This is a genomic window from Halorubrum sp. SD612, assembly GCF_002135005.1.
On record NZ_NEWI01000014.1, the window covers coordinates 1 to 21,164 of the forward strand.

General features: G+C 69.6%; 24 protein-coding genes and 1 pseudogene. 23 read left to right on the forward strand and 2 right to left on the reverse strand.

The genetic code is table 11. The annotated features are described in order from the left end of the window. Positions 1-187 (forward strand): annotated as a pseudogene (locus B9G38_RS02875) (IS701 family transposase); the annotation flags it as partial. Between the two features lie 212 nt (positions 188-399). Here the strand turns inward: B9G38_RS02875 and msrA are convergent. Continuing rightward, a complete protein-coding gene (gene msrA / locus B9G38_RS02880; protein WP_049930066.1) occupies positions 400-939 on the reverse strand; it encodes a peptide-methionine (S)-S-oxide reductase MsrA in 540 nt (179 codons plus the stop codon). A gap of 164 nt (positions 940-1,103) precedes the next feature. Between msrA and B9G38_RS02885 the strand changes: the two genes are divergently transcribed. The 17 genes from B9G38_RS02885 to B9G38_RS02965 all read left to right on the forward strand — a co-directional run bounded on the left by B9G38_RS02885 (position 1,104) and on the right by B9G38_RS02965 (position 16,097). Then, complete coding sequence (locus tag B9G38_RS02885; protein ID WP_086219409.1) at positions 1,104-1,412, forward strand: hypothetical protein; 309 nt, start codon at positions 1,104-1,106, stop codon at positions 1,410-1,412. A 108-nt stretch (positions 1,413-1,520) separates the two neighbouring features. Beyond that, complete coding sequence (gene ribH / locus B9G38_RS02890) at positions 1,521-1,925, forward strand: 6,7-dimethyl-8-ribityllumazine synthase (protein WP_086219410.1); 405 nt, start codon at positions 1,521-1,523, stop codon at positions 1,923-1,925. Between the two features lie 27 nt (positions 1,926-1,952). Continuing rightward, positions 1,953-3,110 carry a pyridoxal phosphate-dependent aminotransferase gene (locus B9G38_RS02895; protein ID WP_086219411.1) on the forward strand — a complete coding sequence of 386 codons (1,158 nt, stop codon included), beginning with the start codon at positions 1,953-1,955 and terminating at the stop codon, positions 3,108-3,110. A 198-nt stretch (positions 3,111-3,308) separates the two neighbouring features. Further along, positions 3,309-3,824 carry a universal stress protein gene (locus B9G38_RS02900; RefSeq protein ID WP_049930059.1) on the forward strand — a complete coding sequence of 172 codons (516 nt, stop codon included), beginning with the start codon at positions 3,309-3,311 and terminating at the stop codon, positions 3,822-3,824. Between the two features lie 52 nt (positions 3,825-3,876). Further along, on the forward strand, positions 3,877-4,320 hold the full coding sequence (locus B9G38_RS02905) for a DUF5788 family protein (protein ID WP_049930057.1): 444 nt from the start codon (positions 3,877-3,879) through the stop codon (positions 4,318-4,320). Positions 4,321-4,390: 70 nt separating this feature from the next. Continuing rightward, the gene (gene gatC, locus B9G38_RS02910) at positions 4,391-4,726 is read left to right on the forward strand and encodes an Asp-tRNA(Asn)/Glu-tRNA(Gln) amidotransferase subunit GatC (RefSeq protein ID WP_086216470.1); all 336 of its coding nucleotides are present in this window, start codon (positions 4,391-4,393) and stop codon (positions 4,724-4,726) included. Further along, the gene (gatA, locus tag B9G38_RS02915) at positions 4,727-6,025 is read left to right on the forward strand and encodes an Asp-tRNA(Asn)/Glu-tRNA(Gln) amidotransferase subunit GatA (protein ID WP_086219412.1); all 1,299 of its coding nucleotides are present in this window, start codon (positions 4,727-4,729) and stop codon (positions 6,023-6,025) included. It begins immediately after the preceding gene. Then, complete coding sequence (locus tag B9G38_RS02920) at positions 6,022-6,528, forward strand: DUF5797 family protein (protein ID WP_086219413.1); 507 nt, start codon at positions 6,022-6,024, stop codon at positions 6,526-6,528. The genes gatA and B9G38_RS02920 overlap by 4 nt, the downstream gene beginning before the upstream one ends. A 61-nt stretch (positions 6,529-6,589) precedes the next feature. Then, positions 6,590-7,036 carry an SHOCT domain-containing protein gene (locus B9G38_RS02925; RefSeq protein WP_086219414.1) on the forward strand — a complete coding sequence of 149 codons (447 nt, stop codon included), beginning with the start codon at positions 6,590-6,592 and terminating at the stop codon, positions 7,034-7,036. 79 nt (positions 7,037-7,115) lie between these two features. Beyond that, positions 7,116-7,361, forward strand: coding sequence for a YhbY family RNA-binding protein (locus B9G38_RS02930; protein ID WP_049930052.1), 246 nt, complete (start codon positions 7,116-7,118; stop codon positions 7,359-7,361). Then, the gene (locus B9G38_RS02935; RefSeq protein ID WP_086219415.1) at positions 7,361-8,254 is read left to right on the forward strand and encodes a mechanosensitive ion channel family protein; all 894 of its coding nucleotides are present in this window, start codon (positions 7,361-7,363) and stop codon (positions 8,252-8,254) included. Before B9G38_RS02930 ends, B9G38_RS02935 begins: the two co-directional genes overlap by 1 nt. 159 nt (positions 8,255-8,413) lie before the next feature. After that, on the forward strand, positions 8,414-9,751 hold the full coding sequence (gene trkA / locus B9G38_RS02940; RefSeq protein WP_086219416.1) for a Trk system potassium transporter TrkA: 1,338 nt from the start codon (positions 8,414-8,416) through the stop codon (positions 9,749-9,751). 10 nt (positions 9,752-9,761) lie between these two features. After that, complete coding sequence (locus tag B9G38_RS02945; RefSeq protein WP_086216475.1) at positions 9,762-11,264, forward strand: TrkH family potassium uptake protein; 1,503 nt, start codon at positions 9,762-9,764, stop codon at positions 11,262-11,264. 78 nt (positions 11,265-11,342) lie between these two features. Further along, the gene (locus B9G38_RS02950) at positions 11,343-12,911 is read left to right on the forward strand and encodes a TrkH family potassium uptake protein (RefSeq protein ID WP_086219417.1); all 1,569 of its coding nucleotides are present in this window, start codon (positions 11,343-11,345) and stop codon (positions 12,909-12,911) included. A gap of 63 nt (positions 12,912-12,974) precedes the next feature. Beyond that, positions 12,975-13,415 carry a universal stress protein gene (locus B9G38_RS02955; RefSeq protein ID WP_086219418.1) on the forward strand — a complete coding sequence of 147 codons (441 nt, stop codon included), beginning with the start codon at positions 12,975-12,977 and terminating at the stop codon, positions 13,413-13,415. A 55-nt stretch (positions 13,416-13,470) separates the two neighbouring features. Next, on the forward strand, positions 13,471-14,319 hold the full coding sequence (locus B9G38_RS02960) for a universal stress protein (RefSeq protein ID WP_086219419.1): 849 nt from the start codon (positions 13,471-13,473) through the stop codon (positions 14,317-14,319). 77 nt (positions 14,320-14,396) lie between these two features. After that, positions 14,397-16,097 carry a methylmalonyl-CoA mutase gene (locus B9G38_RS02965; protein WP_086216479.1) on the forward strand — a complete coding sequence of 567 codons (1,701 nt, stop codon included), beginning with the start codon at positions 14,397-14,399 and terminating at the stop codon, positions 16,095-16,097. Positions 16,098-16,154: 57 nt separating this feature from the next. Here the strand turns inward: B9G38_RS02965 and B9G38_RS02970 are convergent, their stop codons facing one another. Continuing rightward, positions 16,155-16,391 (reverse strand): hypothetical protein, encoded by a 237-nt coding sequence (locus tag B9G38_RS02970; protein WP_049930038.1) that lies wholly within the window; start codon positions 16,389-16,391, stop codon positions 16,155-16,157. A gap of 112 nt (positions 16,392-16,503) precedes the next feature. Here B9G38_RS02970 and B9G38_RS02975 point away from each other — a divergent pair, with 112 nt between their 5' ends. From B9G38_RS02975 to coaBC, 5 genes are all read left to right on the forward strand, one after another. Beyond that, complete coding sequence (locus B9G38_RS02975; RefSeq protein WP_086216481.1) at positions 16,504-17,268, forward strand: phosphopantothenate/pantothenate synthetase; 765 nt, start codon at positions 16,504-16,506, stop codon at positions 17,266-17,268. Positions 17,269-17,322: 54 nt separating this feature from the next. Beyond that, entirely contained in the window at positions 17,323-17,772 is a 450-nt protein-coding gene (locus B9G38_RS02980) for an Lrp/AsnC family transcriptional regulator (protein WP_086219420.1), read from the forward strand. Positions 17,773-17,898: 126 nt separating this feature from the next. Continuing rightward, positions 17,899-19,056, forward strand: a complete 1,158-nt coding sequence (locus tag B9G38_RS02985; protein WP_086219421.1) for a DUF63 family protein — start codon at positions 17,899-17,901, stop codon at positions 19,054-19,056. A gap of 201 nt (positions 19,057-19,257) precedes the next feature. Beyond that, positions 19,258-19,764 (forward strand): hypothetical protein, encoded by a 507-nt coding sequence (locus B9G38_RS02990; RefSeq protein ID WP_233127152.1) that lies wholly within the window; start codon positions 19,258-19,260, stop codon positions 19,762-19,764. 52 nt (positions 19,765-19,816) lie between these two features. Further along, positions 19,817-20,986, forward strand: coding sequence for a bifunctional phosphopantothenoylcysteine decarboxylase/phosphopantothenate--cysteine ligase CoaBC (gene coaBC / locus B9G38_RS02995; protein WP_086219422.1), 1,170 nt, complete (start codon positions 19,817-19,819; stop codon positions 20,984-20,986). Positions 20,987-21,164: the final 178 nt, after the last annotated feature.

Consider the following 21,164-nt stretch of genomic DNA (forward strand, 5'->3'; position numbering starts at 1 on the left):
CGCCTTGGGGACGGTTCGCTCGAAAGCGTCATCGCTTCGAGCGAACCTCGAACACTCGCTGAAAGAAGCCGTTTACAACCTTCTCTCGTGGGTTCGAGACAACGATGATCGTAGCGTCGACGACCTGATGGAAGAGATTGATCACCTCTTCGTTCACTCAACAGCCGACACTAACGTTCAAAGCTGAGATTGTTAGAAAGACGTTTACACCGTAGTGTGAGATACGCAAGCGAATTCTACCGGCTGATTCAGGATATAGACGGAGAAAGTAACATTGTTTAGGTGCTGACTACACCCTCCGTATCTCGCACGCCGATCCTATCAATGATTAAGGATTTCAACGGAGCCGGCTATTTATCAACGGATGAATGAGGCCTCGGAGGCGTTCCCTACCGGTCCCTACGCTTTGACCTTCTCGCGGAACCGCTCGCGGACCTTCTCAACCTTCGGCTGCGCGTGCATCGTACAGTAGGCGTCGGCCGGGTTCTTCTCGAAGTAGTCCTGGTGTTTCTCCTCGGCGCGGTAGAACGTCTCCAGCGGTTCGACCTCGGTCACGACCTCGTCGTCGTAGCCGCCCTCCTCGTCGAGGGCCGCCACGTACTCCTCCGCGAGCCGCCGCTGCTCGTCGTCGTGAGAGAGCACGATCGAGCGGTACTGGCTCCCAACGTCCGGGCCCTGTCGGTTCAGTTGCGTCGGGTCGTGGACCGTGAAGAACACTTCGAGGATGTCCTCGTAGGAGAGGGCGTCGGCGTCGTACTCGACCTGGACGACCTCCGCGTGGCCGGTGTTGCCGGTACACACCTCGCGGTAGGTCGGGTCGTCCGCGTGGCCGCCGGCGTAGCCGGAGGTGACGCTTTCGATCCCGTCGAGCTGCTTGAACGCCGCCTCGACGCACCAGAAGCAGCCGCCGCCGACCGTCGCGGTCTCGGTCTCTGTCATGGGATCCCGTTGGCGTCGCAGACGTATTAATGACCCGCGGCGTGCGGCGGGTGTGCCGGCTGGCGATCCACAGCTAACTCGAATCGCGGTCACGACGTGCCGGACCCCGTCCGAGGAATCAGCGAACCGAGGCACCAAGTTCTCCGAGCGGAGATGTTCCCCAGATGATCGAGTGGTTCGGTGGTGGCGAAAACGTTCGATCCATGCTCATCCCGCTGGTCGGGATCTGCGTCATCGTGGTTGCCGAACGAGTGACCTGGACCAACCGCGCCAAACGGTACGTCCTCCCGGCGTTCGTCCTCTGGTTCGGCCTCCGAGCCGTGATCGGACTCGAACAGGGACCGATCGTTTCGCTTCCCCGTCCGATCGGGCTCCTCCTCGCCGTCTCGCTTCTGGTCGGGTTCCTGTCGCTGCTGCTGTACTGGTTCTACGTCCTGTGGGCGGGACGGGACCCGATCGCCTCACGTGCGTGACCTCGTGTCCGGCGGTCGGGCTCCGACCGCCCCCGTCGCCGAACGCGTTCGCCCGGCAACCCTGCGGTCGAACGGTAGACCTTTGCCGTCGCCCGCTCCAGTCCCGGTATGGTCTCGCTGGGACTGGTGGTGGCGCGGTTCAACGACTCCGTCACGGAGCCGATGGCCGAGGCCGCCCGCGAGGCGGCGGCCGACCGCGACGCCGTCGTCGTCGACGAACTGAGCGTGCCGGGCGCGTACGACAGCCCGCTGGCCGCCGACCGCCTCGCGCGCCGCGAGGACGTCGACTCGGTCGCGGTCGTCGGCGCCATCGTCACCGGCGACACCGACCACGACCGGGTCATCGCGACCGCGACCGCCGAGAAGCTCACCGACGTGGGCCTCGACCGGGACACGCCGGTCACCTTCGGCGTGAGCGGCCCCGGGATGTCCGGCGCGGAGGCGCGCGAGCGGATCGACAAGGGCGCGGACGCGGCCGCGGCGGCGATCGACCTCGCCGAGGAACTCGACTGACACCCACGAGCCGACTACACACGACACATGAGCGACGCATACGACTTCTCGGAGCGGATCGGACGCGTAGAGCCCAGCGCGACGCTGGCGATATCGAACCTCGCGGCGGAGAAGGAGGCCGAAGGAGCCGACATCGTCGACCTCTCGGTCGGCGAGCCCGACTTCGACACCCCGGAGAACGTCGTCGAAGCGGGCAAGGACGCGCTCGACGCAGGCCACACGGGATACACCTCCTCGAACGGCGTGCCCGAACTCAAGGAGGCGATCGCGGCGAAGCTCCGCGGCACCGGGATCGACGCCGACGCGGACGAGGTGATCGTCACCCCCGGCGGCAAGCAGGCGCTGTACGAGACGTTCCAGACGCTGATCGACGAGGGCGACGAGGTCGTGCTCCTCGACCCCGCGTGGGTCTCCTACGAGGCGATGGCGAAGCTCGCCGGCGGCGACCTCTCTCGGGTCGACCTCGCGCCGCACGGGTTCCAGCTGGAACCCGCGCTCGACGAGCTCGCCGAGACGGTCTCCGACGACACCGAACTCCTCGTCGTCAACTCCCCGTCCAATCCCACCGGCGCGGTGTTTTCCGAGGCCGCGATGGAGGGTGTTCGCGACCTCGCCGTCGAGCACGATGTCGCGGTCATCTCCGACGAGATATACGAGCGCATCGTCTACGACGCCGAGCACGTCTCGCTCGCGAGCCTCGACGGGATGGCCGACCGCACGGTGACGATCAACGGCTTCTCGAAGGCGTACTCGATGACCGGCTGGCGGCTCGGCTACCTCCACGCCACCGACGAGTTCGTCGGCGAGGCGGGGAAGCTCCACTCCCACTCCGTCTCCTGCGCCACGAACTTCGTCCAGCGCGCCGGGATCGAGGCCTTAGAGAACACCGAGGCGGCGGTTGAGGAGATGCGCGACGCCTTCGCCGACCGCCGCGACCTCCTCGTCGACCTGTTCGACGAGCACGGCGTCGACGTCGACGTCGGCGACGGCGCGTTCTACATGATGATCCCCGTCGACGACGACGACGATCAGGCGTGGTGCGAGGCGGCGATCGAGGAGGCCGCGGTCGCCTGCGTCCCCGGGAGCGCGTTCAACGCCCCGGGCTACGCGCGCATCTCCTACGCCGCGAGCGAAGAGCGCCTGCGCGAGGCGGTCGACCGCCTCGTCTCGAACGACCTCCTGTAGCGGCGGACGGTCTCCGGACCGGCGCGTCGCGGCCGGCGCACCGCCGCGCTCTCGGGAGCCCTCCCGGTCGACGCATCGCCTCGCTTTTCGTCGGTGCGTCGTCGCTGAATTCTCCAGCTGAGCGGCCGCATCCCCCAGTAGCGCGAATCTGCGGTGCGTTTTTACCGCTGCTCCGCGAAGTTTCAACTCGGTGGTACGATGTACGACAACATACTGTTCCCGACGGACGGAAGCGCCGGCTCGGAAGCGGCGGCGGCACACGTGAGCGAACTCGCGTCGGCGTTCGACGCGACGGTCCACGTGGTCCACGTCGTCGACACCCGCGAGGGCGGCCTCGGCGTGAGCGGGGCGTTCGTCCACGAAGACAGCCAGGCGATGAGCGGGGTCTCGCCGGAGACGGGCTACATCGGCAGACACGAGGACGTCGACGCCGACGAGGTGGAGGCCGAGCTCACCGCTCACGCGAGAGAGCTCGTCGGGGCCGCGGCGGAGTCACCGGACGACATCGACATGACGACGGCCGTCGAGATGGGGACCCCTCACTCGGCGATCCTCCAGTACGCCGACGACCACGACGCCGACCTCATCGTGATGGGGACCCACGGCCGCACCGGCGTCGAGCGCTACCTGCTGGGGAGCGTCACAGAGAAGGTCGTGCGGCTGGCGGACGCGCCCGTCGTGACGGTCCGGGCGGACGAATCGGACGGCGAGTGACGGTCGCTCCGTCACCGCAGCACATTTTCCCGGCGCCCCGCAACGGGACCGCATGGACGAGGCCGAGCGAGAGGCGATACTCGACCGAGTCACCAGCCAGAGCGCGACGGTCGGCGCGTCGGTCCCGGACGAGGTCACCATCGACGGCACCGCGGTCGACCTCTCCGAGTTCATCGTGGAGACGCGCGCCGTCGACACGGTCCCGCCGGAGGTCGAGCGCAAGGTGTCGTCGGTGAAGTCGACGCTCCGCGCCGAGCGCGAGCGTCGGATGGCCCGACTGCGAGGCGAAGGCGCCGAAACCAACGCGGGCGACACCCCCGATGACCCCCCGCTCGACCGTGAGACCGCCGAACGGCTCGCGGACGAGGTCGTCGGGATCGACCGGGCGCTGAACGCATTGGAGACGATCCGCCACCCCGACTTCGCCGACGCGCACCGCTCCGCGACGCTGGACGGCCACGAGCGCTGGCTCGCCTTCGTCGACGAGGTCCGGTGATCGCGGGCCTCGGCGGGCGTCCGATGCGACGTTCCGAAACCCTTACTCCCGGTCCGGGACACCTGCTCGTATGAGCGATACGTCCGAGTCGACGGATGACGCGGGGGAGTCCCCCGACGGGGGCGACGACGCCGCGGCCGCCGTCGACGCCGAGGAGGTCCGTCACGTCGCCGACCTGGCGCGCGTCCGGCTCGCCGACGACGAGGTCGACGAGTTCGCGGCGCAGTTCGGCGACATCTTAGAGTACTTCGAGGCGCTCGACGAGGTCCCCGAGACCGAACGCGAGGAGGACCTCGTCAACGTGATGCGCCCCGACGAGGTCCGCGACGGCCTCTCGCAGGAGGAGGCGCTCGCGAACGCCGAGGAGACGGAAGACGGCTTCTTCGTCGGCCCGAAGGTGTCGTAGATGGCGGCCGACATCAACGCCTTCGTGACGGAGGAGCGGATCGAGGGCGACGCGGACGGTCCCCTCGCGGACACGACCGTGGCGGTGAAGGACAACATCTCCACCGAGGGGGTCCGGACGACCTGCGGCTCGGAGATGCTCGCCGACTACGTCCCGCCCTACTCCGCGACCGTGGTCGACCGGCTGACCGACGCGGGCGCGACGGTCGTCGGGAAGACGAACATGGACGAGTTCGGGATGGGGACGACGACCGAGACCTCCGCGTTCGGCCCCACGCGGAACCCGGTCGACACCGACCGCGTCCCGGGCGGCTCCTCGGGCGGCTCCGCGGCCGCGGTCGCGGCGGGCGAGGCGGACGTCGCGCTCGGCTCCGACACCGGCGGCTCGGTGCGCTGTCCGGCCGCGTTCTGCGGCGTCGTCGGGATCAAGCCGACGTACGGGCTCGTCTCCCGGTACGGGCTCATCGCGTACGCGAACTCGCTCGAACAGATCGGGCCGATCGCGGGCACCGTCGAAGAGGCCGCCGCAGCGCTCGACGTCATCGCCGGCGACGACCCCCACGACGGGACGACCCGCGACCTGCGCGAGGTCGAGGGCGCGGACCCGGACGCGAGCTACGCCGCGGCCGCGGACGGCGACGTGGCGGGGCTGACGATCGGCGTCCCCACGGAGCTGTTCGAGGGCGCCGACGAGCGCGTCGTCGAGACGGTCGAGGCCGCGATCGCGGACCTCGAAGCGCAGGGCGCGGAGACGACCGACATCTCCCTGCCGTCCGTCGAGCACGCGGTCCAGGCGTACTACGTGATCGCGATGGCGGAGGCGTCCTCGAACCTCGCGCGCTTCGACGGGGTCCGGTACGGCCACCGGAGCGGCGCCGACGGCAACTGGAACGAGTCGTTCGCGGAGACGCGCGAGGAGGGGTTCGGGGCGGAGGTCAAGCGCCGGATCCTCCTCGGCACGTACGCGCTCTCGGCCGGGTATCACGACAAGTACTACGAGAAGGCGCAGGACGCCCGCGCGTGGGTCCGGCAGGACTTCGAGGCGGCGTTCGACGAGGTAGATGTCATCGCCTCGCCGACCATGCCGGTCCTCCCCTTCGAACTAGGCGAGAGCCTCGACGACCCGCTGCGGATGTACCTCGCCGACGCGAACACGACGCCGGCCAACCTCGCGAACCTCCCGGCGATCTCGGTCCCCGCCGGCGAGGCCGACGGGCTCCCGGTCGGGCTCCAGCTCGTCGGGCCGAAGTTCGGCGAGGAGACCATCGTCCGCGCCGCGAGCGCGGTCGAAGACAGATGAGCCTCACGGACGAGGAGCGGGACCGACTGGCGGACGTGGTCCGCCTCCAGCCGACGAAGAACGGCGAGCTCCAGGACGCCTGGGAGATGGAGAGCGGCAGCGAGGTCCACGGCTACCTCGAGAACCACCTGAAGGAGTACTACTACCGCGACGACGACAGCCTGATCCGCGCGACGGCGGAGGCGAACGGCCTCGTCGACGTCGAGCCCGGGGTCGAGCCCGACGCGGTCGCGCGCGGCGCGGTCCCGGAGACGATCCGCGTCTCCGAGCTGGAGTCGCGAGTCACCGAGGTGCTCGCCGGACCGGACGAGCGCTCGCAGTCCGTCGTGAGCGTGCTCAACGCGCTCCGCGAGGCGTTCGACGCCGAGCCCGAGGTGGACGCGGTGCGGCGGGCGCTCCGCAGTCTGGAGCGCAAGAACGTCGTCGAGGTGGTCTATCGCACCGTGCCGACGTTCCGGCTGGCGGTCGCGCGCGACGAGATCACGGTCGAGGTCGAGGAGTAGGCGCCCGTCGGCCGACCGAGTGCCGATACGATTTTGTACCGGCACGGAAACCGTCCTCCCAATGAGCGACGCCGCCACTCCCCGCGAGCGGTTTCGCCGCAACGCGAGCAGCATCGCCGCGGCGGTGGTCACCGGCACGTGGCTCGGCGCCCTCCTGGCCGGGTTCGACTGGTGGCTCGGGTTCATGCTGTTCGGGTACATCGTGATTATTCCGGTCGTCTCGATGTTGTTCGACGAGGAAGCGGAGGACTCGCTCGCCGTCGAGCCCGAGGCCGAGTCGACCCCCGTCGAACGCGGAGAGACGGCGGAGCGCGGCGAGGCGGCTGGCGACACCACGGACGCTCTCGAACGCCTGCGGACCCGGTACGCGAACGGTGACCTCACCGATGAGCAGTTCGAGCGGAAGCTCGATCGCCTACTGGAGACCGAGACGCCGGAGGACGCCGCCGAGTGGGCGGAGCGGAACCGCGCCGCCGCTCCGGAACGCGAAGCCGAGCGGGAGCGGTGACGCGGGGCGCCGCGCCGCTCCGACGCGACCGGCGCGACCGAACCTCAAGCTTCAATGCGCGCGGCCGACTCGACCGCGTATGAGCGACCACGAACTGCGGAAGGAGGCGCACGACCTCGACGTGACCGTCTGGGTCGGGAAGAGCGGCGTCGACGCGGTCGTCGACGAGCTTGCCGACCAGCTCGACGACCGGAAGCTGGTGAAGGTGAAGTTCCTTCGGGCGGCCCGCGGCGGCACGTCGACCGACGAACTCGCCGACGAGCTCGCCGAGGCGGTCGGCGCCGACCTGATCGAGACGCGCGGCAACACGGCGGTGCTCCACTGATGGGCGCCCCCGCGGGCGCGTCCGGAGTCGTCGCGGTCGCGGGGACGCTGGAGCCGTACCTCGGTCCGCTGGCCGACATCGTCGTCGACGCCGCGATCTTCCTCGCCGTCGTCACCGCGACGTACGTCCTGTACAAGGCGGCCGTCAAGCCGCTCGTCCGCCGGGTGTTCGACCGACAGGGGCTCGACGAGCACGCCCGGCGCCCGCTCCAGAAGATCGTGGCGTTCCTCGTCCTGTTCGCCGGCGTCACGGTCGCGTTCGGCGCGGCGGGCTACCAGGGGTTCCTGCGCTCGCTCGCGACGATCGCGGCGGCGGCGACGCTCGCGATCGGCTTCGCGCTCCAGGACGTGATCAAGAACTTCGTCGCGGGCGTGTTCATCTACACGGACAAGCCGTTCCGCATCGGCGACTGGATCGAGTGGAACGGCAACTCGGGGGTCGTCGAGGACATCTCTTTCCGGGTCACCCGCGTGCGCACCTTCGACAACGAACTGCTTACGGTGCCGAACCACGCGCTGACGAGCGACGTGGTGAAGAACCCGGTCGCGAAGAAGACACTGCGGCTGAAGTTCGTCTTCGGGATCGACTACGAGGACGACGTGGAGAAGGCGACGGACATCATCGTCGAGGAGGCCGAGAGGAGCGACGCGATCCTCGAAGACCCCGCGCCGTCGGTCCGGCTGACCGAACTGGCCGACTCGTACGTCGGCCTCCAGTCGCGGATCTGGATCGACGACCCCTCGCGGGCGGACTTCGTGAAGGCGCGCACCGACTACGTGAAGGCCGTCAAGGCGCGCTTCGACGAGGCGGGCATCTCGATCCCGTTCCCCCAGCGCACCGTCTCGGGACGCAACGAGTGGACGGATCCCTCGTCGTTCGGCGGAGACGATTGAAGCGGCGGCCGCGGTGGAGAACTCCCGCTCGGTGGAGCGGCGTCACCCGGCAGGGCGGCGCCTCGAACCGTCTGGCGGCGTCTTCCCCGTCGCTGGCGCGCTGAGTACGCCCGAGCACCGATAGTAACGAACTTCAAGGTCGGGTCTCTGGGTTGGTCCATGTACGTGGTCGTCATCGGGGCCGGCGAGGTCGGGACGAGCATCGCCGCGAGTCTCGCGTCGGACCACGAGGTCGTCGTCGTCGACGTCGATCCGGACCGGGCGGAACAGCTCAAGTACGAGCTCGACGTGCTCACCATCGCCGGGGACGGGACGTCCTCGGAGATCCAGTCGGCCGCCGACGTCGACCGCGCGGACATGGTTATCGCGTGTACCGACGACGACCAGACGAACCTCGTCGCGTGCGGGGCCGCGAAGACGCTCGGCGACGGGTTCACCATCGCCCGCGTGAAAAGCACCGATTTCCTCCGCACCTGGCAGGGCAGCGAGGGCGCGTTCGGCGTCGACTTCATGGTGTGTACGGACCTGTTGACCGCGGAGAACATCGTCCGCGTCATCGGGCTCCCGGCGGCGATCGACGTCGACCCGTTCGCCGGCGGGCTCGTCCAGATGGCGGAGTTCGAGATCGGCGAGGGGAGCCCCGTCGCTGGACAGACCGTCTCGGAGGCCGACCGGTTCGAGTCGCTCACCTTCGTCGGGCTGTTCCGCGACGGCGAGATGACGATCCCCCGCGGCGACACGGACATCGTCGTCGGCGACCGCGCGGTGGTGGTCGGAAGCCCCGAGAGCGTTCAGTCGTTCGCGACCGACATCGCGCCCGAGGCGACGCCGGACGACGCCGACGAGATCGTCGTCGTCGGCGGCAGCGAGATCGGGTATCAGACCGCCCGGCTGCTGGAGGAGCGGGACTTCACGCCGCGGCTGATCGAGCGCGACGCCGACCGCGCGCGGTGGCTCGCCGAGAACCTCCCGGACACCGTCGTGATGGAACACGACCCCACCGACACCGAGTTCCTCTCCCGCGAACACGTCGACGAGGCCGATATCGTCGTCACGGCGCTCGGCTCCGACGAGAAGAACCTGCTCATCTCCGTGCTCGCCAAGCGCCTCGGCGTCGACCGCGTGATCGCCGTCGTCGACAGCCCCGACTACGTCACCGTCTTCGAGGAGATCGGCATCGACATCGCGATCAATCCCCGGACGGTCACCGCCGAGGAGATCACCCGGTTCACCTACGAGAGCGTCGCGGAGAACATCGCGGTGTTGGAAAACGACCAGGCGGAGGTCCTCGAACTCGAACTCACCGAGGGGTGCGGGCTCACGGGACGACCGATATCGGACATCGTCGCGGAGAGCGACGCGCGGTTCGTTATCGGCGCGATCACGCGCAACCACCAGCTGGTCACCCCGCGCGGGGACACCGTACTTCAGGCCGGTGACCACGTGATACTCCTCGTGGAGTCCGACTCGGTCGGACAGATCGCCTCGATGGCGTGACCGTCTCCACGTGAGTACCACGATCCGCGTCGGCTGGCGGGCGAGCGTGGGACTCACCGGCGACGTCCTCGCCGCCCTCCCGGTTCCGCTCGCGTTTCCGCTGCTGATAGCCCTCTACTACGGCGAGTCGCCCGTGCCGTTCCTCGCGGCGATCGCCGTCTCGCTCGCGATCGGTGCGGCGTTCCGGTCGGTACGGGACCCCGAGGGAGACCTCGGCCCGCGGGAGGCGTTCCTCGCGGTGGCGCTGATCTGGTTCCTCGTCGCCGCCGTCGGCGCGATCCCCTTCGTCGTCGCGGGCGTCGGCACGGTCGCGCACCCGGTGAACGCGCTGTTCGAGTCGATGAGCGGACTCACCACGACGGGCGCGACGGTGCTGCGCGACTTCTCGCTCCACTCGCGGTCCGTCATGATGTGGCGGCAGGTGATCCAATGGCTCGGCGGCCTCGGAATCCTGATCCTGGCGACCGCGGTGCTCTCCGAGATCGGCGTCGGCGGGGCACAGCTGATGGAGTCGGAGTCGCAGACGCAAGACGTCAACAAGCTCACGCCGAAGATATCGCGGACCGCACAGCTCATCTGGGGGATCTACTTCGGGCTCACCGGCCTCGCGATCGCGGTGTACTTCCTGCTCGGGCTCGCCGTCGACCCGCGGATGGACCTGTACAACGCGGTCGCGCACGCGTTCACGTCCGTCGCGACCGCCGGCTTCTCGCCGGAGCCGCTCTCGGTCGGCGCGTTCCACCCGCTGATCCAGTGGGCGGTCGTCCCGTTCATGGTGATCGGCTCGACCAGTTTCGTCCTCATCTACTTCGCCATCAACGGCGAGCCGATGCGCCTGCTGCGAAACGAGGAGTTTCACTTCTACCTCGGCGCGATGGCGACGTTCGCGTCGATCGTCGGGGGCGCGCTGTTCCTCGATCCGAGCGTCACCTTCGGCGCCGAGGCGACGATCCGCCACGCCGTGTTCAACGTCGCGTCCATCGTGACGACGACCGGGTACGCCAGCACCGACTACGTGCTGTGGGCGCCCGCTGCGAAGCACATGCTGTTCATGGGGATGTTCGTCGGGGGGATGGTCGGGTCGACCACCTGCTCGATCAAGTCGCTGCGGTGGCTGGTCGCGCTGAAGTCGTTCCGCCGGGACCTCTTCACCGCGATCCACCCGGAGTCCGTTCGCCCGGTCCGGATATCGGGGGAGCCGGTCGACGAGGGCGCGATCCGCGACATCTACGCGTACCTCCTCTTGAGCATCGTGATCTTCTTCCTGCTCGCCGTGGTCATCGTCGTCGACGCCGAGCGGGCGAACCTGCGCGTGACCGAGTTTGAGGCGCTCGGGGCCGCGGCGACCACGTTCCTCAATATCGGCCCGGCGTTCGGCGACGCGGGCCCGTACGGGACGTTCGCGACGTTCCCGCTGAGTACGCGGGCCGTGATGATCGTCCTGATGTGGATCGGCCGGATCGAGATCATCCCGGTCCTCGTGTTGTTCACGAAGGAGTTCTGGACCTCCTGAGTCAAGGCGGCTCTCCCGCCGTCCCCCCTTCGACAGTTTAATACAGCGAACGGGCGACCGCCATATCGTTCGAGTATCATGTCTTGGGGCGTCAACTGGAAGGCGAGTGTCGGGCTTCTCGGCGTCGGCATCAAGTACCTCGCCGTCACGCTGCTTGTTCCTCTGGTGGTGGCGCTCGCGTACGGCGAAGACATCTGGGTATTTCTGGTCTCCATGGCGCTCGTCGCGGGCGTCGGGTTCGCGGTCGAGCGGGTCGACCCCGACCCGGACCTCGGCCCTCGCGAGGCGCTGCTTTTCGTCTCGCTCGCGTGGCTCGCGGCGGCGGTTATCGGTACGGTTCCGTACCTCCTCGCCGGCTACGGCACCGCGTCGACCGTCGGGCTCCAGACCGGCTCGGTCGGCGCGCTAACGGGGTCGGTCGTCAACGCCCTGTTCGAATCGATGAGCGGGTTCACCACCACGGGCGCGACCGTCCTCGGCGAGATCAGTACCGACCAGCACTCCCACGCGCTCCTCATGTGGCGGCAGCTCACGCAGTGGCTGGGCGGGATGGGGATCATCGTCTTGATGATCGCCATCCTCCCGGAGGTCGCGGTCAACGGCGCACAGCTGATGGACTCGGAGGCGCCCGGCCCTGAACTCCAGAAGCTCACCCCGAAGATCGCGGAGACGGCGCGCGCGCTCTGGCTGATCTACTTCGGCTTCACGGTGTTGCTCGCGGCCCTCCTGTACGTGCTCCATCTCGTCGGGATGGCGCCGAACATGAACCTCTACAACGCCGTCGCGCACGGGTTCTCCACCCTCCCGACCGGGGGGTTCTCGCCGCAGGCCGAGAGCATCGGCTACTTCTCGGCGGCCGTCCAGTGGGTCGTGATCCCGTTCATGGTCGTCGCCGGGGTCAATTTCGCGCTGTTCTGGCATGTGCTTCGCGGCGAGGTCGACACGCTGCTGGAGAACGCGGAGTTCCGGACGTACGCCGGTGCGCTCGCCGTTGTCACCGCCCTGCTCGCCGTCCTCCTGTTCCGCGGCGCCGCGCCGGTCTTGGAAATCGGGGGCGCCACGGAGAGCGTCACGGAGAACGCCCTCCGGCAGGCGGCGTTCCAGATCGGCTCGCTGCTGAACTCCACCGGGTTCGCCACCTCGGACTTCGCGCAGTGGGACACGCACGCGCAGGTGTTGCTGCTGTTCACGATGTTCATCGGCGGCTCTGCCGGCTCGACGGGCGGCGGGATCAAGATCGTCCGGTGGCTGATCGTCGCGAAGGCGATCCGCCGCGAGCTGTTCACGTCGGCACACCCAGACGTCGTCCAGCCCGTCCGGCTCAGCGGGAGCGTCGTCGACGAGGACGCGATCCGTGGCATCATGGCGTTCACGCTCCTTTATTTGGTGTTGCTCGCCGTCTCGGCGGTGTTTATCGCGCTGGACGCCGCGCGAGTCGGCACGCAGCTCACCGCGCTGGAGTCGTTCAGCGCCTCGCTCGCCACGATCGGGAACATCGGCCCGGGGTTCGGCCGGCTCGGGCCGTTCGGGAGCTACCTCTTTTTCCCGGACACGTCGAAGCTGCTGATGGTGTTCCTGATGTGGATCGGCCGGCTGGAGATCGTCCCGGTGCTCGGGGTGTTCATCTCCGGGGTCGACGGACGGTAGGGCGCCCTCTCGACCCGGTGGCGAGAGCGTATCTTCATAACCGACGGGGAGAGTGGTGTTCGTATGACGAGTCCCGACGACGCCGGTGGCCAAGACCTGCTCGCTCACGTGCTCCTCCCCGTCGCGAACGAGGACGACGCGCTGGCGACGGCGCGGGCGCTCGAACCGTACGAGACCGGGCGCGTGACCGCGCTCCACGTCGTCGAAAAAGGGGGAGGAGTCCCGGACAAGACGCCCGTCGAGCAGTCGGAGGCGCTCGCGGCCGAGTCGTACGCCGCGGTCCGAACGGTGTTCCCCGACGCCGACGAACACACCGCGTACGCTCGGGACGTGGCCGAAGCGATCTTCGACGCCGCCGTCGAGACGGACGCGAGCGCGATCGCCTACCGGTCGCGCGGTGGGAACCGGCTCGTACAGCTCCTCTCGGGCGACATATCGACCGAACTCGTGACCGGCGCACCGGTCCCGGTGGTCGCGCTCCCCCGCGCCGAGGCGGACGAATGAGTCGTCGTCGCCCGCGTGCTCTCGGGCGGCCCGAGCGCTGAGAGGGATCCGATCGATGACGCCGAGCGACGACGGCCCGGCGGTCATGGTCGCGCTCTCGAACCCGCGGACGGAGGGCGCGCTCGTCGCGCTCGCCGGCGCCCTGGCCGAGCATAGGGGCGGCCGCCTGCTCGCGGTCCACGTCGTCACCGTCCCGGACCAGACGTCGCTGGAGACGGCCGCCGCGAACCGGGAGCGGCTCGACTGGTCCTCCGCGGACCTGCTCGCCGCGGCCGTCGACGACGCCGCGGCGTTCGACGCGCCGGTCGAGACGAAGACGGTCCTCTCGCACCGCGGGATAGAGGAGGTGTTCGACGCCGCGCGGACGAACGACGCGGACGCCGTCGTGATGGGCTACGGCGGGGCGCGGTTCGCCGGCGGGCGCGCCGAGGGGTCCTTGGACGAGCTTGCCCGCGACCTCCCCTGTGACTTCCTCGTCTTGGACGGGCAGCGGCTCGACGCCGGGGAGGTCCTCGTGCCGACCGCGGGGGGTCCGTCCTCGGACCTCTCCGCCGAGGTCGCGCTGGCGCTCCGGGACGTCAGCGGCGCGGAGGTGTCGCTGCTCCACGTCGTCGACGAGGGCGAGGCGGCGTCGGGCCGCGAGTTCCTCACCGACTGGGCTGACGGCCACGGACTCGGGGACGTCGACCTGCGGGTCGAGACGGCCGACGTCGGGGCGACGATCGAGCGGATCGGCGAGGGGTACGACCTCGTGGTCGTCGGCGCCACGGAGCGTGGGCTCCTCTCGCGCGTCGTCCGCGGGTCGCTCGCGTCCGCGGCGATTCAGCGGCTCGACACGTCGGTGCTGCTCGCCGAACGCCCCTCCTCGCGCTCGCTTCGGGAGCGGCTGATCGGCGGGCGCTGAGGCGCCCCCGCTTCGGACCGCCGCCGCTTTCCAAAATATAATGAATATTTATACGCGACCGGCGGGTAACGGGCGGTATGTACGACGACGAGGAGCTCTCCCAGATCCGCGAGGCGAAGGCGTCGTGGGAGGCGGAGACGCTCGACCCGACGCTCGACCGCCACGGGGAGCGGAGCGAGCGGTTCGCGACCGTGTCGAACCGCGAGGTCGACCGCCTCTACACGCCCGACGACGTCGCCGACCTCGACTACGAGGAGGACCTCGGCTTCCCGGGCGAGCCGCCGTACACCCGCGGGGTCTACCCGACGATGTACCGCGGGCGCACGTGGACGATGCGGCAGTTCGCGGGGTTCGGCACCGCGGAGGAGACCAACGAGCGGTTCCACTACCTGATAGACGAGGGGCAGACCGGGCTCTCGACCGCGTTCGATATGCCCTCGCTGATGGGGATCGACTCCGACGACAAGATGTCGCTCGGCGAGGTGGGCAAGGAGGGCGTCGCGGTCGACACGCTCCGCGACATGGAGGTGCTGTTCGACGGCATCGACCTCGCGGAGGTGTCCACCTCGTTTACTATCAACCCGAGCGCCCCGGTGATCTACGCGATGTACGTCGCGCTCGCCGACCAGCGCGGAGTCCCGCGCGAGAAGCTCCGGGGGACCCTCCAGAACGACATGCTCAAAGAGTTCATCGCGCAGAAGGAGTGGGTGGTCCCGCCGGCGCCGTCGCTCGAGCTGGTGACGGACACGATCGAGTTCGCCGTCGCGGAGACGCCGAAGTTCAAACCCATCTCGGTGTCGGGGTACCACATCCGCGAGGCGGGGTCGACCGCGGTCCAGGAGCTCGCCTTCACCCTCGCCGACGGCTTCGCCTACGTCGAGGCGTGCCTCGACCGCGGGCTCGACGTCGACGAGTTCGCCCCTCAGCTCTCCTTCTTCTTCAACTCGCACAACTCCCTCTTCGAGGAGGTCGCGAAGTTCCGCGCGGCGCGCCGGATCTACGCGACGGTGATGGATGAGTGGTACGGCGCCGAGGCCGAGGCGTCGAAACAGCTGAAGTTCCACACCCAGACCGCCGGGCAGTCGCTGACGGCCCAACAGCCGCTCAACAACGTCGCGCGCGTCACGATCCAGGCGCTCGCGGGCGTGCTGGGCGGCACGCAGAGCCTCCACACCAACTCCTTCGACGAGGCGCTCGCGCTCCCCTCCGAGCAGGCGGTCCGCGTCGCGCTCCGGACCCAGCAGATCATCGCCGAGGAGTCCGGCGCGGCCGACATCGTCGACCCGCTCGGGGGCTCGTTCGCGGTCGAGTCGCTCACAGACGAGACGGAGGCGGCAGCGATGGAGTACATCGAGGAGATCAAAGAGATGGGCGACGGCTCCGTACGCGACGGCGTCCTCCGGGGGATCGAGCAGGGGTACTTCCACCGCGAGATCCAGGAGTCGGCCTACGAGTACCAGGAGCGCGTCGACGAGGGCGACGAGACGGTCGTCGGCGTCAACGCCTACGAGATCGACGAGGACACGCGGCCGGACCTGCTGAAGGTCGACGAGACCACCCGCGAGCGACAGCTCGATCGGCTCGAATCGGTGAAGGCCGAACGCGACGACGACGCGGTCGAGAGCGCGCTCGACGACCTCCGCGACGCCGTCGAGGCCGGGGAGAACGCCATGCCCGAGATCGTCGCGGCGGTGAAGGCGTACGCGACGATGGGCGAGATCATGGCGGTGTTCGAGGAGGAACACGGCACGTACCGCGAGCGGATCGGCGTCGCCTGACGCGAAAAACCGAGGGAGTCGGACCGACTGCGCTGCGCCGTCCCGACCGGTCGCTCGCTACGCCGTCTCGACCGGTCGCGCGGACTCCGCGCACCACGCGTTGCCCCGGCGGCCCGCCCGCCTGAGGTCGAGTTCGACGACCGAGCCGGCGTCGAGCGCGGACAGCTCGGCCTCCACGTCGGGGTCGTCGTACTCGACGACGTACAGCGTCCCGTTGCGCGGGTACTCGCGGAGCGTGATCGCCCCGTGGTCGTTGCACGCGTCGACGACAGTGTACTTGCCAGTGCGGTCCATCCCGTCCCGAGCTACGCCATGGTTTATGTTAACAGTTGTGCGTGTGGACGCGCCGACCGCACGCGGCGGCCGCGAACGGTCCACTTTAATCGGCGCGTCGCCTCGCTCGCGTATGACGGAGACGGAGATCCCCGAGGACCACCCGCGGTACGCGTCGCTCGTGACGCGCCACCGGATCGAGGCGGGCGTCGAGCAAGGGATCACCTCGAAGCAGGGGCTGATCGCACAGGGGCGCGGCGAGGCGTTCGACTACCTCCTCGGCGAGCGCACGCTCCCGAGCGCCGACGCGGCCGCGCGCGCCGCTGCCGCGACGCTCCTGCTCGCGGAGCGGCCCGTCATCTCGGTGAACGGGAACGTCGCGGCGCTCGCGCCGGCGGAGACGGTCGACCTCGCGGAGGCGGTCGACGCGGACTTGGAGGTGAACCTGTTCAACCACACCGACGAGCGCGTCCGGCGGATCGCTGACCACCTCCGGGAGCACGGCGCCGACGAAGTGAAGGGGCTCGCCGGCGACGGCGAGATCCCCGGGCTCGACCACGCCCGCGGCGTCGTCGACGCCGACGGGATCGAGGCGGCCGACGCCGTCGTGGTCCCGCTGGAGGACGGCGACCGCGCCGCCGCGCTCGACGCGATGGGAAAGACGGAGATCGTGATCGATCTCAATCCGGGAAGCCGCTCGCCGCAGACCGCCGACGTGCCGATAATCGACAACCTGCTGCGCGCGGTGCCGAACGTCGCCGCTCACGCGCGCGACCTCGCGGACGCGACGCCAGCCGAACTGGAGCGGATCGCCGACGAGTTCGACGCGGACGCGGCCCTCGACGCCGCCGAGGCGGCGATCCGCGAGGGGTCGTTCGCCGACGGGGACGGGGCGTAGTCCGGGCACAACCCTCGCCGGAAGGCAAAAGCCTCCGCCGCTCCTAGCGGGAGTATGGAACTCGACGAGACGGACCGGGCGATCCTGCGGATCCTCCAGGAGGACGCGCGGACCCCGTTCTCGGAGGTCGCACGCCGGATCGACATGTCCAGCGCCACCGTCCACGACCGGGTCAGCCGCCTCGAAGAGGCGGGCGTCATCCGCGGGTACCACGCCGACATCGACCCGAAGGCGGTCGGTCACGGCGTCGGCGCCTTCGTCGGCCTGCGAGTCGAACAGGGCCGCGAGGAGGACGCGCTCGAACGGCTCCGGGGAATCGACGGCGTGCGCGAGATACACCTCACCACCGGCGAGTGGGACGTCATCCTCCGCGTCGTCGCGGCCGACACCGACCGGCTCCGGGAGCTGATGTTCGAACAGATCGCGGAGACCGAGGGATTCTCGCGCTCGCAGACGATGGTGATCCTCGGCACCGACTACGAGCAGCCCGGACCGCCGTTATAAATCGACCCGGGGCGGGGACAGTCGTCGGGACCGCTCGGTCGTGTCGGCCTCCGGTCGCCCGTTCGCGCCGGCCTCCGGCCGTCCGGGACCGGAACGCTCAACTCGGGACCTCTCCGAACGGTGACCATGAGCACAGCTGTCGCGGACGGGCTCAACTTGTCCCCGGAGCGCGCGTGGGCGGCAGTCGTCGGGGGGGTCACGGCGCTTTTGGCGATCGGGTCGGTCGTCTTCCCGCGCGTCGTCTACGACCGGTTCCTCTGGCGCTACTTCTGGGGACCGGTGGTCGCGGACGGCGAGGGCGCGCAGTGCGCCGTCCGCGAGGCGGGCGGCACCACGGAGCTGCTCGGCAGCACCGGGGCGTGTCAGGCGGCGCGGAGCGCCGGCGAGGTCGTCGCCGCTCCGGGGTACACCACCCTCTCGACGGTGAGCTACGTGGTGATCCTGCTGGCGATGCTGATCGGCGTGGTCTTCCTCCTCCGCCGGCTCGACATCGCCACCGAGTTCCGGTTCTTCTACGCGCTGTTCCCGTTCATGCTGTTCGGCGGGGCGATGCGGACGGTCGAGGACGCGGGCGTCGCCGCGACCGCCGCCGGCGTCGAACCGCTGATCCCGTTCCCGGCGAGCGCGGTCCTGATCAGCCCGTTCATCTACTTCACGGTGTTCCTGTTCACGCTCGGCTGCGTCCTCGCGGCGTACGGCCTCGAACGGCGCGGGATCGTCGACGACTACGCGCGCCCGCTGTTCGCGTCGGGCGCGACGGGGCTCGCGCTCGCGGTCGGCTACCTCGCGTACCTCGCGGTCACGACCGACTACGTGACGTTCTACCCGCAGGTGCTCGTCCCGACGCTCGTCATCGCGACCGTGACGGCCGCGATCACGTGGGCGGTGGCGACTCGGCGGATCCCGACGATCCGGCAGGGGACCGGCGCGGCGGGGATCGTGATCATCTGGGGGCACGCGGTCGACGGGGTCGCGAACGTGATCGGGCTCGACTGGATGCCCGCGCTGACCGGCACCGCGAACCTCGTGCCGAAACACGTCGTGAACTCGCTGATCGTCGACTGGACCGGCCGGCTCCTCCCAGCGTCGGTCGTCTCCGCCACCGGCGACGCGTGGCCGTTCCTCCTCGTGAAGCTCGCGGCCGCGACGTTCGTCGTCTGGGTGTTCAACGGCGAGCTGTTCGAGGAGTCGCCGCGGTACACCCTGCTGCTCCTCATCACCGTCCTGGCGGTGGGCCTCGGCCCGGGCACGCGAGACATGCTCCGCGCGACGTTCGGGGTCTGAGCCCGGACTCCGCCCCGGTCGAGGTCGACGCGGAGACTCGCTGACGGACGGTGTGCCGCGTCGCGTCTCCGGGGACGAGACGAACGGGGCGACCGGCCCTGAAGTCGTCCGTGCGATCCGATAGCCGGAGCAGTGCGGTCTCCGACCGCGGCGCGGATTTATATACGGAACCGACAAGTGCGCCGAGGGCCGAGCGCGACCGTGATAGACACACCGCGACGGCGCGTGCTGGCGGCCGCGGCGACGGGATCGACGCTCGGGCTCGCCGGCTGCGGCGACCTCGCCGGGTCGGACGGCGACGCGCCCGGACAGACGGACGACGGCACCGACGGCGGCGGCGAGAGCGACGCCGACGGCGACCGCGCCAGCGCGACGGTCGCGCTCGACGTCCGATCGGAGATCCAAGCCGCCCAAGAAGAGATCGGGACGCGCGTCGAGGACGGGAACCTCTCGCAGGAGGAGGCGCAGGCGGAGCTGCTCGACGCGCAGGCCGAGATCGTCTCGGCCGCGGTCGAGGACCTGGAGTCGTACGCGGCCGGCGTCGACGGGCTGTCGGTGGCGGACGCCAACGAGCGGGCCGGGGCCGCCCTCGTGAGCGGGCCCGCCGCCGGGATACTGGGAACGCTGGAGGCCGACGCGGTGAGCGCGCTGCTGTCCGCGGCCGACTTCCCCGCGCCGCAGGACGGCGACCAGCCGAACGGGTCCTGACCGGAGCCGCAACGACACCTTATAAGCCGCCGCGGCCGGAACGATGTCGGTAATGCTGGACGGGGTCAACGTCGCGCTCGGGGTCTCGGGGAGCATCGCGGCGGTGAAGGTCGTCGAACTCGCGCACGAACTGCGCCGCCACGGCGCGAGCGTCCGCGCCGTCATGTCCCCCTCGGCGACGAACATCGTCCACCCGTGGGCGGTCGACTTCGCGACCGACGAACCCGTCGTCACGGAGATCACCGGGAGCGTCGAGCACGTGGAGCTGTGCGGCCGCGAGGGGTGGGCCGACGTGCTGCTGCTCGCGCCCGCGACCGCGAACACCGCGGGGAAGATCGCGGCCGCGGTCGACGACACCCCGGTCACCACCTGCGCGACCACCGCGCTCGGGGCGGACGTGCCGGTCGTGATGGCCCCCGCGATGCACGAGCCGATGTACGACCACCCGGGCGTCCTCGACGCGCTCGACCGCCTGGAGTCGTGGGGCGTCCGCTTCGCGGACCCGCGGATCGAGGAGGGGAAAGCGAAGATCGCGACCGAGGAGGACGTCGTCACGGAGGTCGCCCGCGCGACGACGCCGCAGACCCTCTCGGGCGCGCACGTGGTCGTCACCGCGGGCGCGACGAAAGAGCGGATCGACCCGATCCGGATCCTGACGAACCGCGCTTCGGGGAAGACCGGGCGGGCGGTCGCGCGGGCGTGCTACGCCCGGGGCGCGCGGGTGACGCTCGTTCAAGACGGTCCCGATGTCCCCTACGCCGACGTGGTCGCGGTCGAGACGGCCGACGAGATGATGGACGCGTGCCGGCGGACCGCGGCGACCGCGGACGCGCTGGTGTCGGCGGCCGCCATCTCCGATTTCACCGCCGACGCCGTCGACGAGAAGATCCGGTCCGGTTCGCCGCTGTCGGTCGAACTGGAGCCGACGCCGAAGCTCATCGACTCGGTGCGCGAGGCGTATCCCGACCTCCCGATCGTCGGGTTCAAAGCCGAGACGTCCGGCGACGACGCGGCGATGGTCGCGGAGGCCGAGCGCATCCGCGACCGGGTCGGGCTGGCGTTCGTCGTCGCGAACGACGCGAGCGTCATGGGCGACGACGAGACGCGCGTCCTGCTCGTCGGCGACCCCGGGGTCGACCCCGAGGAGGTCGCCGGCTCGAAGGACGCGGTCGCCGGGCGGATCGCCGACCGCCTCGCGTCGACGCTCGACGCGTCGGTCTGAGCGACCGGCGGATCGACCCCCGATCCGCCCTCTCGTGACCCGTCCACGGCGCTTCCGGAGCGCGGGGCGTATCGCCTGCCGCCGGCAGGATCCCCGCGGATACAAACTGTTTTGAGGCGGTAGAGTTACCAATTGGGTAGAGATAGTCATGTGTCACGAGACGGTCACGCACGGCTCC